The 15278-nt window shown below is 62.4% G+C and carries 15 protein-coding genes; 7 read left to right on the top strand and 8 right to left on the bottom strand.

Annotated features, from left to right (window positions below; all coding sequences use genetic code 11):
- Positions 1 to 10: 10 nt before the first annotated feature.
- The 4 genes from HNR59_RS12905 to HNR59_RS12890 form a co-directional block, all read right to left on the bottom strand.
- On the bottom strand, positions 11 to 1039 hold the full coding sequence (locus HNR59_RS12905) for a zinc-binding dehydrogenase (RefSeq protein WP_183830801.1): 1029 nt from the start codon (positions 1037 to 1039) through the stop codon (positions 11 to 13).
- A gap of 77 nt (positions 1040 to 1116) precedes the next feature.
- Entirely contained in the window at positions 1117 to 2388 is a 1272-nt protein-coding gene (locus tag HNR59_RS12900; RefSeq protein ID WP_183830799.1) for a beta-ketoacyl-ACP synthase, read from the bottom strand.
- Positions 2389 to 2403: 15 nt separating this feature from the next.
- On the bottom strand, positions 2404 to 3591 hold the full coding sequence (locus tag HNR59_RS12895; protein WP_183830797.1) for a beta-ketoacyl-ACP synthase: 1188 nt from the start codon (positions 3589 to 3591) through the stop codon (positions 2404 to 2406).
- 34 nt (positions 3592 to 3625) lie between these two features.
- Positions 3626 to 3907: an acyl carrier protein gene (locus HNR59_RS12890; protein WP_183830795.1), complete on the bottom strand. Its 282-nt coding sequence runs from the start codon at positions 3905 to 3907 to the stop codon at positions 3626 to 3628.
- Positions 3908 to 4086: 179 nt separating this feature from the next.
- Between HNR59_RS12890 and HNR59_RS12885 the strand changes: the two genes are divergently transcribed.
- Positions 4087 to 4521: a GFA family protein gene (locus HNR59_RS12885; RefSeq protein ID WP_210307245.1), complete on the top strand. Its 435-nt coding sequence runs from the start codon at positions 4087 to 4089 to the stop codon at positions 4519 to 4521.
- A gap of 5 nt (positions 4522 to 4526) precedes the next feature.
- Here HNR59_RS12885 and HNR59_RS12880 read toward each other — a convergent pair whose 3' ends face one another.
- Positions 4527 to 5075: a histidine phosphatase family protein gene (locus HNR59_RS12880; RefSeq protein ID WP_183830791.1), complete on the bottom strand. Its 549-nt coding sequence runs from the start codon at positions 5073 to 5075 to the stop codon at positions 4527 to 4529.
- 148 nt (positions 5076 to 5223) lie between these two features.
- Between HNR59_RS12880 and HNR59_RS12875 the strand changes: the two genes are divergently transcribed.
- From HNR59_RS12875 to HNR59_RS12865, 3 genes are all read left to right on the top strand, one after another.
- Positions 5224 to 6171, top strand: a complete 948-nt coding sequence (locus tag HNR59_RS12875; RefSeq protein ID WP_183830789.1) for an AEC family transporter — start codon at positions 5224 to 5226, stop codon at positions 6169 to 6171.
- A gap of 155 nt (positions 6172 to 6326) precedes the next feature.
- Positions 6327 to 7784, top strand: coding sequence for an NAD-dependent succinate-semialdehyde dehydrogenase (locus HNR59_RS12870; protein ID WP_183830786.1), 1458 nt, complete (start codon positions 6327 to 6329; stop codon positions 7782 to 7784).
- Between the two features lie 159 nt (positions 7785 to 7943).
- Complete coding sequence (locus tag HNR59_RS12865) at positions 7944 to 8390, top strand: FixH family protein (protein ID WP_183830784.1); 447 nt, start codon at positions 7944 to 7946, stop codon at positions 8388 to 8390.
- Positions 8391 to 8410: 20 nt separating this feature from the next.
- On the opposite strand, the gene HNR59_RS12860 is transcribed toward HNR59_RS12865, so the two are convergent.
- Positions 8411 to 8860, bottom strand: coding sequence for an Lrp/AsnC family transcriptional regulator (locus HNR59_RS12860; RefSeq protein ID WP_183830782.1), 450 nt, complete (start codon positions 8858 to 8860; stop codon positions 8411 to 8413).
- 171 nt (positions 8861 to 9031) lie between these two features.
- Between HNR59_RS12860 and putA the strand changes: the two genes are divergently transcribed.
- Positions 9032 to 12643: a bifunctional proline dehydrogenase/L-glutamate gamma-semialdehyde dehydrogenase PutA gene (gene putA, locus HNR59_RS12855; RefSeq protein ID WP_183830780.1), complete on the top strand. Its 3612-nt coding sequence runs from the start codon at positions 9032 to 9034 to the stop codon at positions 12641 to 12643.
- Positions 12644 to 12739: 96 nt separating this feature from the next.
- On the opposite strand, the gene hmuQ is transcribed toward putA, so the two are convergent.
- Positions 12740 to 13054, bottom strand: coding sequence for a heme-degrading protein HmuQ (gene hmuQ, locus HNR59_RS12850; RefSeq protein WP_183830778.1), 315 nt, complete (start codon positions 13052 to 13054; stop codon positions 12740 to 12742).
- Between the two features lie 31 nt (positions 13055 to 13085).
- On the bottom strand, positions 13086 to 13541 hold the full coding sequence (locus HNR59_RS12845; RefSeq protein WP_183830776.1) for a hypothetical protein: 456 nt from the start codon (positions 13539 to 13541) through the stop codon (positions 13086 to 13088).
- Positions 13542 to 13979: 438 nt separating this feature from the next.
- On the opposite strand from HNR59_RS12845, the gene hemP reads away from it, so the two are divergent.
- Positions 13980 to 14189 carry a hemin uptake protein HemP gene (gene hemP, locus HNR59_RS12840; RefSeq protein WP_183830774.1) on the top strand — a complete coding sequence of 70 codons (210 nt, stop codon included), beginning with the start codon at positions 13980 to 13982 and terminating at the stop codon, positions 14187 to 14189.
- 25 nt (positions 14190 to 14214) lie between these two features.
- Positions 14215 to 15276 carry a hemin-degrading factor gene (locus HNR59_RS12835; protein ID WP_183830772.1) on the top strand — a complete coding sequence of 354 codons (1062 nt, stop codon included), beginning with the start codon at positions 14215 to 14217 and terminating at the stop codon, positions 15274 to 15276.
- Positions 15277 to 15278 lie beyond the last annotated feature (2 nt).

The raw sequence follows: 15278 nt of genomic DNA, 5'->3' as shown, positions 1-15278 counted from the left end.
GGAACGCCCCTCAGCCGACGTTGAGGATGATCTTGCCGAACACGTCGCGGCCTTCCATGCGCTTCAGCGCCGCGTCGATGCCGTCGAAATCGACAGCGGTATCGATCACCGGATGAACGAGGCCGGCGGCCATCTTCTGCATGGCGTTGGCCATGTTCTCCATGCGGCAGCCGAAGGAGCCGAGCAGCTTGAGCTGCTGCTGGAACAGCATCATCAGGTTCATGTCGGTCGACACGCCGGAGGTGGAGCCGCAGGTGACGAGACGGCCGCCGCGCTTCAGGCTCAGCATCGAACCGGCCCATGTGTCCTTGCCGACATGCTCGAACACGACGTCGACGCCCTTCCTCTTCGTCAGCTTGCGCACGACGCCTTCAAAGCGGTCCTCGCGGTAGTTGATGACGTGATCGGCGCCGAGCGCCTTCGCCTTCCCGATCTTGTCGTTGGAGCCGACCGTGGTGATGACGGTGCAGCCCATTTTTTTGGCAAGCTGGATGGCGGCAGAGCCGATGCCGGACCCGCCGGCATGGATCAGGATCGTCTCGCCGGGCTCCAGCTTCGCGTTGTCGAACAGCATGTGCTCGACAGTGCCGAAGGTGACGGGAGCGACGGCGGCGCCAATGGCGTCGACACCGAGCGGGGCGGGCACCAGAAGGCGGGCGGGCAGATTGATCTTCTCCTGCGCGAAGCCGTCCAGATGGAAGCCATGCACGCCGGAGACGTGCTCGCACAGATTGTCGCGCTTCTCGCGGCAGGCGCGGCACAGGCCGCAGGTGCGCGCTCCATAGATGGAAACCAGCTGGCCGGGTAGAAGGTTCGACACGCCGGGGCCGACCGCCTCGACCTCGCCGGAAGCTTCCGCGCCAACGGTCAGCGGCAGCTTGCGCTTGGCGAAGGCCATGCCGCGCCAGCCCCAGACGTCGATATGGTTGAGGGCCACGGCCCTGATGCGCAGCGTCACCTCACCCTGTCCAGGAGCGGGGGGCGGGGCGATGTCCACCGTCTCCAGACGGCGATCCTCGATGAGTTGCAGTGCGCGCATCGAACGACGCTCCCTATCAATAACAGAATGGGCGGCCAGGCCGCCCCATTCCCAAGAACGAATTCAGAAAAGAGGAATTAGACAGGTTCCCGCGCCATGACAAGGCAGGTGTTCTGGCCGCCAAACCCGAAGGAGTTCGACAGCACCGTGCGCACCTCGGCTTCCCGCTTCACATTCGGCACGACGTCGAATGTGATCGCAGGGTCGGGATTGTCATAGTTGATGGTCGGCGGAATGACGCCCTCGCGCATGGTCATGATCGAGAAAGCGGCCTCGATCGCGCCGGCGGCGGAGAGCGTGTGGCCGATCATCGATTTGTTGGATGAGACCAGCATGCGGTTGATGTGCTCGCCGAATACGGTCGACAGCGACAGATGCTCCATCTTGTCGTTTTCAGGTGTCGAGGTGCCGTGGGCGTTGACGTAGTCGATGCCGTCCTCGCCAAGTCCCGCATCGTCAAGGGCTGCACGCACGGCGGCGATGGCCGGCGAAGCATCCGGCTTGGAGCGGGTGCGGTGGAAGTCGTCGGCCTTTTCACCGCAACCGCGGATGATGCCCAGCACGGTGGCTCCACGCGCCGTCGCGGCTTCCAGCGATTCCAGCACCAGCGCAGCGGAGCCTTCGGCCAGAACGAAGCCGTCGCGGTCCTTCGAGAAGGGCTTTGATGCCTTTTCCGGCGCATCGTTGCTGGTGGACAGCGCCGACAGCAGCGAGAAACGGATCAGCGCCTCGGCGGTTGCCGAGCCATCAGCGCCGATGGACAGGGCGCGGTTGGCTTCGCCGCGCCGGATCGCCTCGACGCCAAGCTGGATGGCGGTTGCGCCGGAGGCGCAGGCGGTCGACAGCGTGATCGGCAGGCCGGTCGCGCCGAAACGGTCCGCCAGCCTGTCGGCAATCGTCGCGAACTGCGAAGAATCGAACATTTCCAGCGAATTGAGGTTGCGCGCCACTTCCAGCAGCCGATCCGGCGCGGGCTTGTCGTCGCCGTTCCTGTAGAGCGCCAGCCGGTCGTGCCAGTCCAGTTCGACCGGCGGGGAGGCGAGGAACAGGGGGCCGCCGAAATCATCAATGGCAAGGCCCGCCTCGGCCACGGCTTCCTCAGCCGCGGTTTCAGCCAGCTCATAGGTCAGCGCGCTCGCGCCCTTGGAGGACGAGGCGAGAAAATCGACGGTGCCGGCAATGCGGGTGTTGAGGTGATCGACCGGGAAGCGGGTGATGGGATGAATGCCGGACCTGCCGGCGGTCAGCGCTTCCCAGTTGTCCTTCTTGCCGACGCCGAGCGAGGTCACAACGCCGATGCCGGTGACGGCGACGACGGGACGTCCAAGATGATCCGTGAATTTCGTCATGCCAGGCTCCGGACTTCAGTCGAGGGCGCTGACCAGCGCCATGCCCTCGAAATGGTGATAGCCGATGGTCGTTGCCAGAACGGATTTCAGCTGCCCCTCGAAAGGCTTCTCATCCGCTTCGAAAGCCGGATAGGAGGCCCTGTTGCTGACGGCAAGAGCCGCAAGCGCCACCGCGAACGGGAACTGCGCTTCCTTGAGGTGGCCGGTCAGTGTCGAGAAGGCGCGCAGCGCGACATTGTCCTTTTCGTCGAAGGCAGCTTTTTCCGTCTCCGTCGCCTTGTGGGCGCCGGATGCACCGGAAATGGTCAGGAAACCCTCAGCGGGCAGGTCGGTGACATTGAGCAGCTTGCCGATGGCAGAGGCCAGTTCGCCCTTGTCGCGGCGGGCGCGGCCACTGGCCACGGGGCCGAGCGTTGCATAGATGCGCTGTCCACGTTTCTCGGCATGCTCGCGGCTTTCCAGCACAAGGAAGGCGCCGCCGGAGCCGGAGACGATGCCGCCGCCTTCTGCGTCCTGCCTTTGCCAGACCGGTTTCCAGTCGCCGCGATGCAGATAGCCGGCGAGCTCATAGCCCAGCAGCATATCGGGATGCTCGGTCTGGAACGCGCCGCCAACCAGCATGTGCGTCGACTGTCCGGAGCGGATGCGGGCGGCTGCCGTCTCGATCGCCGAGACGCCGGCACCTTCCTCGCCCATGAAGGTGCGCGAAGAGCCGGTAACCTTGTGAACGATCGAAATGTTGCCGGCCAGCAGGTTGGAAAGCTGCGCCAGGAAGAGGGTGGGGCGCAGTTCCGTGGTCAGCTTTTCGTTGAGCAGGACATCGAAGTCGTCGCGCTGTTCGGAAGCGGCCAGAATGTCGGAATCGACGGCCACGTCGCGTTCGCCGCCGCCTGCCGCCACCACCATATCCATGGTTGCGCACAGGTCTTCGTTGTCGCGGATGCCGGCATCCGCGAGCGCAAGGCCGGCAACGTAGGTGCCGAGGCGCTGCCATGTTTCCATCTGGCGCTGGTCGCCACGCTTGGCGATCTGCAGACTCCAGTCGATCTCGGGCAGGGGATGGATCGTGTAGGGCGCGAAACGCTCGCTATCCACCACCGGCTTCGTGCCGGGGGCGGACAGTTTCAGCCAATGCGCATCAGCACCTTCTCCCAGAGAGGAGACGAGGCCGATGCCGGTGATGACGACGTCGCGAGCGCTCATGAGGCTTTGCCGATCCTGTGTGCCGATTTCAGGCTCAGGCGCCCTTGGCGGCGATCAGCCCGTCAATCTTGGCGCAGAGATTCTTCATGACGAAATACTCGTCGGTCGAGGCCTTGCCGTCGTTGACCTCCTGGGTCCACTTCTCGAGCGGAACCTTGATGCCGAATTCCTTGTCGATGGCGAACACGATGTCGAGGAAGTCGAGGCTGTCGATGCCGAGATCGTCGATGGTGTGGCTTTCGGGGGTGATGGTGTCGAGATCGATTTCGCTGGTCTCTGCAATGATCTTGGCGACTTTATCGAACGTGGTGGACAAGAGGCTTTTCCTTACGATTTTCGGCCAAAGCTGAATTCAGGTGTTTGGGCGCTGTCTAGTCGGTTTTTGCCGACAGGAAAAGGCCGAATGTGCCATGCCCACGGCCGGCGCACGCTTGCAGGTCAGTTGCGAATGCCTTTTCATGCAGGCCTATGTCGGTTCGCGTGAAGGAGATTGCAATGACCAGCCTCGATATTCGGGAGGCCGATGGCGCCTGCCATTGCGGCGCCGTCCGGTTCCATGTGCGCTTGCGTGACGGGCTGCACTCCGCGCGCCGCTGCACCTGTTCCTACTGCCGCATGCGCGGCGCGGTCGCCGTAACTGCCGAACTCGGTGACCTCGATATTCTCAGCGGTCAGGACAAGCTCACCCTCTACCAGTTCAACACGGACACCGCGAAACACTATTTCTGTTCGGTCTGCGGCATCTACACCCATCACCAGAGGCGTTCCAACCCGAACGAATTCGGCGTGAATGCCGCATGCCTTCAGGGCGTGAGCCCGTTCGACTTCGCTGAAGTTGTCGTGACCGATGGTATCAATCACCCTTCGGACGGTGCCCGGAAAGGATCAGGGATAGCCGGTGTGCTGAAATTCATTGCCACGACGGCCTGACGACCTCAGAACACCACCCGACCCAGAACCCGCACACCGTCACCCTGCGGGGCAACGATGACGACCTCACCCTCGCGGGGCGAAACGCCGGTGATTTCCTGGATGTTTTCCAGATGGGTCACGAGGACGAGAAGGTCCGAGCCTGAATAGGTACGAATCTGTTCGAGGATCATCTCTTTTTGCCGGGCACGGGCCTCCGCGTCGTCGCTCAGCGGGTCGAGAGCCTCAAGTGCTTCCGGCTGCATGCCGAAGGCGAGGCGTGCGGTTTCCAGCGCCCGGCAATAGCGGCTCGATTCCACCCGCTCCACACGCGCGGCGCGCGCGCCGAACAGTGCACCGATCTTGCGGGCCTGCTGCCTGCCACGGTCCGACAGGTTGCGCTGGGTGTTGCATTTGTCGATGTCGAAATTGGCCGGTTCCGTAGTTCCACTGATCATCGCATGGCGCAGCAGAACGACGTGTCCGCCCTCGCGCAACGCCGCCCAGCCCGCATCGGTGGCGAGGGCCGGAAGAGGAGACATAAGCGCAACCAGAAGGATTACATACCGGAGCATAGGCATTCCCGTTTCGATTCCGGACATATAGGGACGGCAAACCCCTTAGAAAAACAAGAAGGCGGGCTTTGCGTGCGAATCGACTATCTCTTTCTATCCGCAACTGAGGCGCTGTGGGGAACAATGACGTGGATGTGACCGGAACGACATGTCGCAACTGATAGAGACCATTCTTTATGTCTTCGGTCTCGTCGCAATTGGATATGTCGCCGCCTGGAGCAATTACCTCAAGGCTGGTGCCGGCGAAATGCTTGGCCAGTTCGCGGTGGGCGTCGCCATGCCCGTTCTGCTGTTCCGCACGCTGTCGAAAGTGGATTTTCATGGCGCCGCGCCATGGCTGCTGTGGGTCGTCTATTTCAGCGCCATTGCCCTTACCTGGACGAGTGGCCATCTGATCATGACGCGCTGGCTGGGCAGGGATGCGCGCGTCGGCGTTATCGGTGGCGTCTCATCTTCCTTTTCCAATCTCGTTCTGCTGGGAATTCCGCTGATTTCCGGCATCTTCGGCCAGCCGGGAACCGATGTGATCTCGCTTCTGATCGCCGTGCATCTGCCGGTCATGATGATGGCTTCGATCATTCTGTTCGAGCTGTTCGGGGAGGGCGATGGTGAATTGCACCCGGCGCGCGTCCTGCGCAGCTTTCTCGGCCGGCTGTTTGCAAACCCGCTGATCGTGGGAATACTTTCAGGCTTGGCATGGCGCTTTACCGGCTGGGAGTTGCCATCCGTCGCCGGGCGGCTGGTCGATGCCTTTGCCGATATAGCGGGCCCGATAGCGCTGTTTTCCATGGGCGCCGGGCTGAAAGCATTCGGCATTTCCGGCAATCTGCGTCCCGCACTGGCCTTGTCGGCCGTCAAGCTGGTGCTGATGCCGGGACTGGCGCTCATATTCGCAATTCTGTTCGGCCTGCCGCCCCTTGCGGCGAAAGTGGCGGTGGTGGCTGCTTCGTTGCCTGCAGGCGTGAACTCCTATCTGATCGCGACGCAGTTCGGCACGGGACAGGGGCTGGCCTCGAACCAGATGACGCTGTCGACGCTCATGGCGGTGATGACGACGTCTGCATGGCTGCTGGTGGTGGGCTGCATATTCGGATGAAGCCGATATCGCTGGACCAGCGCAAAGAAGAGCGCGACGGTTGATCGCGGCGCTTACCTTGGGATAATACCACTAGTGACGCCTGCTCCCGAAGCGCGTCGTTCCATGATTTTTTTGATATTTGCGCTCAGGAGAGCGCCAAGCGGAGGCAGACGATGCTCCAGAAGACCAGCCATTTCATGAAGCAGGCCAATCTCATCAACGGAGAATGGGTGCAGGCGGATTCCGGCCAGACCATCGATGTGATCAACCCGGCCACCGGTCTCAAGATCGGCACCGTGCCGAAATCGGGCGCAGCCGAAACCCGCCGCGCCATCGCTGCGGCGCAGGAAGCGTTCCTGTCGTTCCGCAAGACCTCGGCGCTGGAGCGCTCCAAACTGCTGCGCAAGCTGCACGACGCCATCATGGACAACCAGGATGCGCTGGCCGAGCTGCTCACCATGGAGCAGGGCAAGTCGCTGACCGAGGCGAAGGGCGAAGTGGGCTCCTCCGCCGCCTATGTGCTGTGGTTCGCCGAAGAGGCACGTCGCGCCTATGGCGATGTGGTGCCTTCGCCGTGGGCGGATCGTCGCGTGCTGGTGACGAAGGAGCCCGTCGGCGTCATCGCAGCCATTACGCCGTGGAACTTCCCGTCCTCCATGCTGTCGCGCAAGCTTGGCCCTGCGCTTGCCGCCGGCTGCACGGCAGTCGTCAAGCCGGCTTCCCAGACGCCTTACTCCGGCCTCGCCTGGGGCGCGCTGTGCGAGGAAGTGGGCTTTCCCAAGGGCGTGGTCAACATCGTGACCGGCTCGGCCGGCGCCATCGGCGATGAGATCTGCGCCAACCCGCTGGTCAAGAAGCTGACCTTCACCGGCTCGACCGAGGTCGGCAAGATGCTGATCGAAAAATGCGCCTCGACGGTGAAGAAGGTGTCGATGGAACTCGGCGGCAACGCGCCGTTCCTGGTGTTCGACGATGCCGATCTGGACCGTGCGGTGCAGGGCGCGATCGCGGCCAAGTTCCGCAACTCGGGTCAGACCTGCGTGTGCACCAACCGCTTCTTCGTGCAGGCCGGCATCTACGACGCTTTCGTGGAAAAGCTTGCCGAAGCTTCGGCCGCGCTCAAGGTCGGCTCGGGGCTTGACGAGGGTGTGCAGCAGGGGCCGCTGATCGACGTCAATGCGGTCGAGAAGGTTGAGGAATTCATCGAGGACGCGGTTGCCAAGGGCGGCAAGGTCGTCACCGGCGGCAAGCGCCATGAACTGGGCGGCTCTTTCTTCCAGCCGACCGTGGTGTCTGGCGCTACCCCGCAGATGAAGTTCATGAAGGAAGAAATCTTTGGGCCGCTGGCGCCGGTGTTCAAGTTCGGGAGTGAGGAAGAAGCGGTCGCGCTCGCCAACGACACCGAGTTCGGCCTTGCCTGCTATTTCTACACCGGTGATCTGGGCCGTGCCTTCCGCGTGATGGAAGGCCTGAAATACGGCATGGTCGGTGTCAATGAAGGCATCATCACCACGCCGGAAGCGCCGTTCGGCGGTGTCAAGGAATCCGGCCTTGGCCGCGAGGGCGGCCATCAGGGCATGGACGACTATCTCGACACGAAATATGTCTGCATCGGCGGACTGGGGCTTTAAAACAGCCCTTCATCCGGATCAGGGCGCACTTCGGTGCGCCCTTTTTCGTTGCGATGGAGCGGATGTCCGCTTGTCGTGGAAACAGTGAATTCCATATAATCCATGCGACATCCGGCTTGCCGGGCAAGCGGGTTTCATTTTTTGGCCGGGACGACGTTTTTGGCATCCCTGGGACGCTATCTTCTCATTTCAGCCGCCATCACGGCTGTGCTCATCGCTGTTATCGCTGCCGCCTATCTGTTCGGATATGCGGGAGGAGCAGGCGGCAATGAGCTGGCGCGTGCAAAATCCAGCGAAAGAGGATTGTTCAGCGTTTCCATGAAGCCTGAAACGGGTGCGGTGCGCATTGGCGAAACGCAGGCCTGGCTGGTTACGATCAGGATGAAATCCGGTCAGCCGGTCGAAAACGCGGCGATTCACGTTGCCGGCGGCATGGCGGAGCAGAATCAGGGCCTTCCGACCAGCCCGCAGGCGACCGACTATCTGGGCGGCGGCAGCTACCGCATTCAGGGTGTGAAATTTCCGACGCCCGGCTGGTGGCAACTGCGGCTTTGGATATTTGCGGCGGCCGGAACCGACAGCGTCATTTTCAACGTTGTCCTGTAAGCACTTGAAAAGACGACTTCCTACCTGTCCTTGACCGTTTCCATGGCGACGAAGGTCGATGTCTGCGCCACATGCGGCAGGGCCGATATGCGCTCGCCCAGCACGCGGCGATAGCTGGCGATGTCGCGGGTGCGAACCTTCAGGAGATAATCGAAGCTCGCCGCCATCATGTGGCACTGCTCGATCTCGCGAACGGCCTGAACCGCGCGGTTGAACTCGTCGAGGGCGGCGGAGCGCGTGTCCGACAGTTTCACCTGCACGAAGGCGACATGGCCTTCACCCATGCGTTCGCGATCGATGATGGCGCTGTAGCCGCGGATGAAGCCCTCATTCTCAAGCTTCCTGACGCGTGCCTGCACCGGCGTTTTGGAAAGGCCGACCTTTGCCGCCAGTTCGGCCATGGAAAGCCGTGCCTCCTGCGCGAGAGCAAAGAGAATGTTGCGATCGATGCGGTCCAGTTGGTCTTCCATATCGAATTTGATAGTCCAACATGATTAAATAATGGCATTCTCATAGTTCATAATGACCGTTTCGTCGAGATAATTGGACCGGCTAATTTCATGGGCTCATGCTAGGTTCCTCATATCGGTCGTGGCGGCCGCCAGACCGTTGAGATTTGCCTCTGTTTCGACAGGAACGCCATGCCGACCCTTGCACCTATTCGCCAGCAGATCCGTGCCAATTATCTCCCCGATGAGGACGCCGCCGTAAAACGGCTGGTCGAAGCGATCGCTCTGTCGCCCGAAGAGCGCGTGGCGATCACCCGGCGTGCCGTGGACCTCGTCAAGGCCGTGCGCGGTTCGTCCGATCCGCGGCTGATGGAGGTCTTTCTCTCAGCCTACGGTCTTTCCACCAAGGAAGGCGTGGCGCTGATGTGTCTGGCCGAGGCGCTGCTGCGCGTGCCGGATGCCGAGACCATGGACGATCTGATCGCCGACAAGATTGCTCCGCATGACTGGTCCGCGCATTCGGGCTCGTCGTCCTCGATCTTCGTCAACGCTTCCACATGGGCATTGATGCTGACCGGGCGGGTTCTGGAAGAGGGTGAGAGCGGCATCGAAAAGACGCTGCGCTCCATGGTCCGCCGTCTGGGAGAGCCCGTCATCCGCAAGGCGGTGGCGGCAGCCATGCGCGAGATGGGCGAGCAGTTCGTGCTCGGCCGCACCATCGCCGAGGCGATGAAGCGCGGCAAGTCGATGACCGACAAGGGCTATCTCTATTCCTTCGACATGCTGGGCGAGGCGGCCCGCACCGAGGCCGACGCCCTGCGCTATCTCAAGGCCTATGCGGATGCCATCGCCGCGCTTGATACGCCAGCCAACGGCACCGACATCCGCAAAAACCACGGCATTTCGGTGAAACTTTCGGCCATTCATCCGCGCTATGAGGTGGCGCAGCGGGAAACCATGCTGCCGGTGATGGCAGAGCGGCTGCTGTCGCTGGCGCTGGCGGCGAAGAAGGCCAATATGGGCCTCAACATCGATGCCGAGGAGGCCGACCGGCTCGACTTGTCGCTTGACGTCATCGAACTGGTGCTGGCCGACGAGCGCCTTGCCGGCTGGAACGGGTTCGGCGTCGTCGTGCAGGCCTACGGCCCGCGCTGCGCCTTCGCCATCGACTGGCTGTATGCGCTGGCCAACAAGCTCGACCGCAACATCATGGTGCGGCTGGTGAAGGGTGCTTACTGGGACACCGAGATCAAGCGCGCGCAGGTCATGGGCCTGCCGGGCTATCCGGTCTTCACGCGCAAGGCCAATACGGACGTTTCCTACATGGCCTGCGCGAAGAAGCTGCTGTCGATGACCGACCGCATCTATCCGCAGTTCGCCACCCACAATGCCCATACGGTTGCGGCGATCCTGTCCATGGCTCCGAACCGGGAGTGCTTCGAGTTCCAGCGCCTGCATGGCATGGGCGAGCAGTTGCATGAGGCCGTGCGCAAGGCCGAGGGCACGCGCTGCCGCATCTATGCGCCGGTCGGCGCGCATTCCGACCTGTTGGCCTATCTGGTGCGCCGCCTGCTGGAAAACGGTGCCAATTCCTCCTTCGTCCACCAGTTGACCGACGAGGCGGTGCCGCCGGAGGCCATCGCCCGCGATCCGCTGGAGATCGTCGAGACGCAAGGATCTGCCGCCAATCCGAACATTGCGAAGCCGTTGGCGATCTTCGGCGCTGATCGCCGCAACGCAAAAGGCTGGGACATCACCGATGTCGTGACGCTGGAGGCGCTCGAGAAGGCGAGAGCGCCTTTCGCGGCCCCGCATACATGGCAGGCGAAGCCGCTGACCCGCGCCAAGGGCAAGGGCAGCACGCGCGACGTCATCAACCCCGCCAATGTCGGGGAAGTGGTTGGCACGGTGGCCGAGGCCGGCGAAGCGCAGGTGAAGAATGCCGTGGGCTTCGCAGTGAAAGCCCAACCCGAATGGGCGGCGCGTCCCGTCGCAGAGCGGTCCGCGATCCTGCTCCGCGCTGCCGATCTTTACGAGGCGCATGCGGGCGAGTTCTTCGCGCTTGCCACCCGCGAGGCCGGCAAGACGCTGGCCGACGGGGTGGCTGAGCTTCGAGAAGCGGTGGATTTCCTGCGCTACTACGCTTGCGAAGCCGCCAATGTCGAAGCCGCGGCAGAGGCGCGCGGCGTGATCGCCTGCATCTCGCCATGGAATTTCCCGCTCGCCATCTTCACTGGTCAGATCGCCGCGGCACTCGTTACCGGCAATGCGGTCATCGCAAAGCCTGCCGAACAGACGCCGCTGATCGCGTATCGCGCCGTGGAACTGCTGCGCGAGGCCGGCGTGCCGGAAGACGTGATCCAGCTCCTGCCCGGCGACGGGCCTTCCGTCGGAGGTCCCCTGACGGCCGATCCTCGAATCGCCGGCGTCTGCTTCACCGGTTCCACCGAGGTCGCGAAGCTGATCGAGAAGCAGCTTGCCGAGACGGCGGCGACCGATGCCATGCTGATCGCCGAGACGGGCGGGCTCAACGCCATGGTGGTCGATTCGACCGCTCTGCCCGAACAGGCGGTGCGCGACATTCTCGCCTCATCCTTCCAGAGCGCCGGCCAGCGCTGCTCGGCGCTGCGCATCCTCTATGTGCAGAAGGATGTCGAGAAGAAGGTGCAGGAAATGCTCATCGGCGCCATGAACGAGCTGCGCCTCGGCAATCCGTGGGCGCTTTCCAGTGATGTCGGGCCGCTGATCGATGCAGAGGCACAGGGCGCGATCGGCGATTACTGCCGGGACATGGAGGCACGTGGCAAGGTGGTCGCGAAGCTTGATGCGCCGGAAGGCGGTCGTTTCGTCGCGCCGCATATCATCTCGGTGCGCGGCATCGAGGAGATCGAACGCGAAGTGTTCGGTCCGGTGCTGCATGTGGCGACATTCGACGCCGACAAGCTCGATTCGGTCATCGGGGCGATCAATGCGCGCGGCTACGGCCTCACCTTTGGCCTGCATACCCGCATCGAAGGTCGCGCCCAGCATTTCGTCGACGGCATCCATGCCGGCAACATCTATGTGAACCGCAACCAGATCGGCGCCGTGGTCGGCTCGCAGCCATTTGGCGGCGAGGGGCTTTCCGGCACCGGCCCCAAGGCCGGCGGTCCGCACTATCTGCGGCGGTTCCGCAAGGCGCCGGAGGCTGGCACTGTGCTTGCCAACGCGCGCATCGCTGTGGCGACCGAGCTGAAGGACAATCTGCCGGATCCAGCACCTGGCGGCTGGTCTGCCCGGCCTGACCGCATCGCCATCCTGCGCAAGCATCTGCGCGGCAAGGGGGCTGCGGCGGTGGCCGCGTCGGCGGGACTGGAATTCGGACAGATCGATCTGCCCGGCCCCACCGGAGAGGCCAACACGCTGGCTCTGGTGCCGCGCGGACGGGTTCTGTGCATTGGTCCCGATGCCGATACGCTGCTGGCGCAGGCCATTCAGGCGCTGGCCGCCGGCAATGCCGTGCTGGCCGTGTCGCCGGATGCCGCTGCCATCCTGTCGGCGCTGACCGGCAAGGGATTGCCGATCGCGACGCTCGATGCGCGCGCCGATGCGAATGAGCTTTCGTCGCTGCCGGTCGATGTCGTGGCTTTCTCCGGCGGCGGGGAGGAGGCGAGGGCCATTCGCCGCGCGCTGGCAAAGCGGGCGGGGCCGATCGTGCCGCTGGTTACGGAGGTCATTTATCCGGCAGCCTATGCGCATGAGCGCGCGGTGTGCGTGGATACGACCGCCGCAGGCGGCAATGCCAGCCTGCTGGCGAGCGTCTGACCAGCAGTCTTATCAGCCGTTGGCAAAGAAAAGGCTCCGGGACATGATCCCGGAGCCTTTTGCCGAACATAAGCTGCGAGATCGCAGGGAAGGCGCTCAGGCGCCTTCGATGGCCGAAAAGCCTTCGAACTGAGGATGACCCACAGTGGTCGCCTTGCCGGTGCCGGCATTGCGATGCGAATCGCGGAAATTCTGCGACTTCGTCCAGGCGAGGAAATCGTCCTCGCTCTCCCATACCGTATGCGATGCGTACAGCGTGTAGTTCTCGGCCTCGTTCACCGGTCCGCGCAGCAGGTGGAAGGTCCTGAAACCCTTCATCTCATGCAGCGTCGATTCGCGATTCTTCCAGATGTTCTCGAAATCCGTTTCCGAGCCCTTGAGGACCTTGAAACGGTTCATGGCAATGTACATGGCTGTCCTTTCCGAACGACGGAGGCTGCGGTTATACGCCGAAATTGATGTCGGTCTTCGAGCTGGGCTGAAGAGCCTTCATGCAGGCTGTCGGCTCGATACCATCGCCGGCGCAGTCATTGGAACCGTTCACAAGCGCCCGCGAGATCTTTGCACAGTCGATTCCGGCGAGGTCGAAGCGGCTGACCTTGGTCTTGCCCTGCGGCAGTTCCTTGAAATCGAGGACCGTCATGCGGTCCACCACGCCCGAATCGTTGAAAAGCGCGATTTCGAACGAGGCCTTTGTCAGATCCGTGCCCAGCCCGTTGTTCACGACGAAGGTGAGGCGGCAGCCCTTGTCCGATGGCTGGGCGGCATTGAGTTCAAGGGAAAGTGCTGCCGGCGCGGATTTCGGTGCCGTATCCTGTGCGGAGGCATTGCCCGCCGCCACGGTGCCGCTGGTAAGAAGCGCGATTGATAAAAGAGTGGAGAATCTCACGGTCGTCATCACCTTTCTTGCCGTTCATCATCGATTTTGACCGGCTTGGCCGGCGGCACGATTGTTCGATCAGGATGTAGAGTGTAAAACTTGAACTATCCGGACAGGATATGGCAAGCCCTGCCTTCCCGAAAGCCCATTGTCTGGTGCGCATTTCACGGATGCCATCAGATAATTCGGGAATGACACGCGCGTGACAGGTCTTTCGCCTGCGTTGGCCCTCGAGCCACGGGCTGCCTGAGGGGTTTGAATGGCTCCCGGCCGAAAGAGGCCGCACGAGGGGCGAGGAAAGGGGTTGCAGTGCATTTTTTGCACTGGTGTTTGCCTTTAATGTTGACTAATTTAGTCCGGTATTGCAGTTGTGATAAAACATGATTATTAGAGTCAAGAAATCGAAAATCATGTTCGAGCAGCCCTAGCCACCCCCAACGAGAGGGATCGAGATCGATGACTGCGCACACTCCCAACGACTTCCGCTATCGCGTCCGCCGCGTAGACCAGGCCGTTCCGGTACGGGTCGATCGCACGCCCTTTTCCGTGAGGACGCTGTCGTCCAACAGCCTTTTCCAGGGTGAGCATGAGATCGGCATCGAGCATCATGGCGCACTGTACCGCCTGAAGATTACCCGTCAGGGTAAGCTGATCCTCAACAAGTGATTGGCTCCATCGAGGGTTAGAGCCAATGGACCAGCGCGTGAAGCCGAGCCCGCATGAGATCAGGCGGGCACGGATCGAGAACCCCCGGATGCGCGAGCGTGATCTGTCGGCGCAGCTTGGCATAAGCGAGGCCGAGTTGCTTGCGGCGCATTGCGGTCATGAAGCCGTTCGCATCCGGCCTGACGTGAAGTCGGTGCTCAGCGGTTTGCAGGGCATTGGCGAAGCGATGGCCCTGACCCGAAATGAAAGCGCCGTTCACGAGAAGATCGGCGTCTACGACAAGGTTTCGGTGGGTGAGCACAATGCGCTGGTGCTTGGCCGGGACATTGATCTGCGCATCTTCCCGAAAGTCTGGGCGCACGGCTTTGCGGTCGAAAAGCGCAGCGGCGACGAGGTTCGCCACAGCCTGCAATTCTTCGACCGTGCCGGACATGCCGTCCACAAGGTCCATCTGCGCAATGCCTCCAACCTGTATGCGTTCCACAAGCTGGTGGGCGAGCTTCAGGTCGATGACCAGCTTCCCCGCCTGGAAGTGGAGCCTGTGTTCGGGGAGGTGTCCTCGTCGCCTGCCGAGGCTTTCGTTCGTGTCGAGGAACTGCGCGAGCGCTGGGGTGCCCTGACCGATGTGCACCAGTTCTTCGGGATGCTGCGGTCGCTTCGGATCAGCCGTTTGCAGGCCATGCGCCTTGTCGGGCCGGAATATGCGTGGCGGGTCGATGAGGATGCTGTCGCGGCGCTCATGCATCACGCCGCCGCCGAGGCACTCCCGATCATGTGCTTTGTCGGCAACCATGGCTGCATCCAGATCCACACCGGGCCGATCACCTCGGTGAAGCCGATGGGGCCGTGGCTGAACGTCATGGACGAGACGTTCCATCTGCATCTGCGACTCGACCACATTGCCGAGGTGTGGGGGGTGCGCAAGCCGACCCGTGACGGTTTCGTCACGTCAATTGAAGCCTATGATTCCCAGGGCAGGATAATTATCCAGTTCTTTGGCGAGCGCCATGAAGGCGAAATGGAGCGTGACGACTGGCGCTTCCTTGCCGAGAATCTTCCCAAGGTGCCGGTGTCTGTCCCGGCTTGAAG

The sequence above is a fragment of the Aquamicrobium lusatiense genome, assembly GCF_014201615.1.
Taxonomy (GTDB): Bacteria; Pseudomonadota; Alphaproteobacteria; order Rhizobiales; family Rhizobiaceae; genus Mesorhizobium; species Mesorhizobium lusatiense.
The sequence above is the reverse complement of the archived record's forward strand: the minus strand, read 5'-3'. Positions and strand labels throughout refer to the sequence as shown.

Bases quoted from the DNA above. Each gene is read 5' to 3' on its own strand.
- HNR59_RS12900 (WP_183830799.1), bottom strand. From the start codon at position 2,388: ATGACGAAATTCACGGATCATCTTGGACGTCCCGTCGTCGCCGTCACC.
- hmuQ (WP_183830778.1), bottom strand. From the start codon at position 13,054: ATGTACATTGCCATGAACCGTTTCAAGGTCCTCAAGGGCTCGGAAACG.
- HNR59_RS12875 (WP_183830789.1), top strand. From the start codon at position 5,224: ATGTCGCAACTGATAGAGACCATTCTTTATGTCTTCGGTCTCGTCGCA.
- HNR59_RS12845 (WP_183830776.1), bottom strand. From the start codon at position 13,541: ATGACGACCGTGAGATTCTCCACTCTTTTATCAATCGCGCTTCTTACC.
- HNR59_RS12835 (WP_183830772.1), top strand. From the start codon at position 14,215: ATGGACCAGCGCGTGAAGCCGAGCCCGCATGAGATCAGGCGGGCACGG.
- HNR59_RS12895 (WP_183830797.1), bottom strand. From the start codon at position 3,591: ATGAGCGCTCGCGACGTCGTCATCACCGGCATCGGCCTCGTCTCCTCT.
- hemP (WP_183830774.1), top strand. From the start codon at position 13,980: ATGACTGCGCACACTCCCAACGACTTCCGCTATCGCGTCCGCCGCGTA.
- HNR59_RS12885 (WP_210307245.1), top strand. From the start codon at position 4,087: ATGACCAGCCTCGATATTCGGGAGGCCGATGGCGCCTGCCATTGCGGC.
- putA (WP_183830780.1), top strand. From the start codon at position 9,032: ATGCCGACCCTTGCACCTATTCGCCAGCAGATCCGTGCCAATTATCTC.
- HNR59_RS12905 (WP_183830801.1), bottom strand. From the start codon at position 1,039: ATGCGCGCACTGCAACTCATCGAGGATCGCCGTCTGGAGACGGTGGAC.
- HNR59_RS12860 (WP_183830782.1), bottom strand. From the start codon at position 8,860: ATGGAAGACCAACTGGACCGCATCGATCGCAACATTCTCTTTGCTCTC.
- HNR59_RS12870 (WP_183830786.1), top strand. From the start codon at position 6,327: ATGCTCCAGAAGACCAGCCATTTCATGAAGCAGGCCAATCTCATCAAC.
- HNR59_RS12880 (WP_183830791.1), bottom strand. From the start codon at position 5,075: ATGCTCCGGTATGTAATCCTTCTGGTTGCGCTTATGTCTCCTCTTCCG.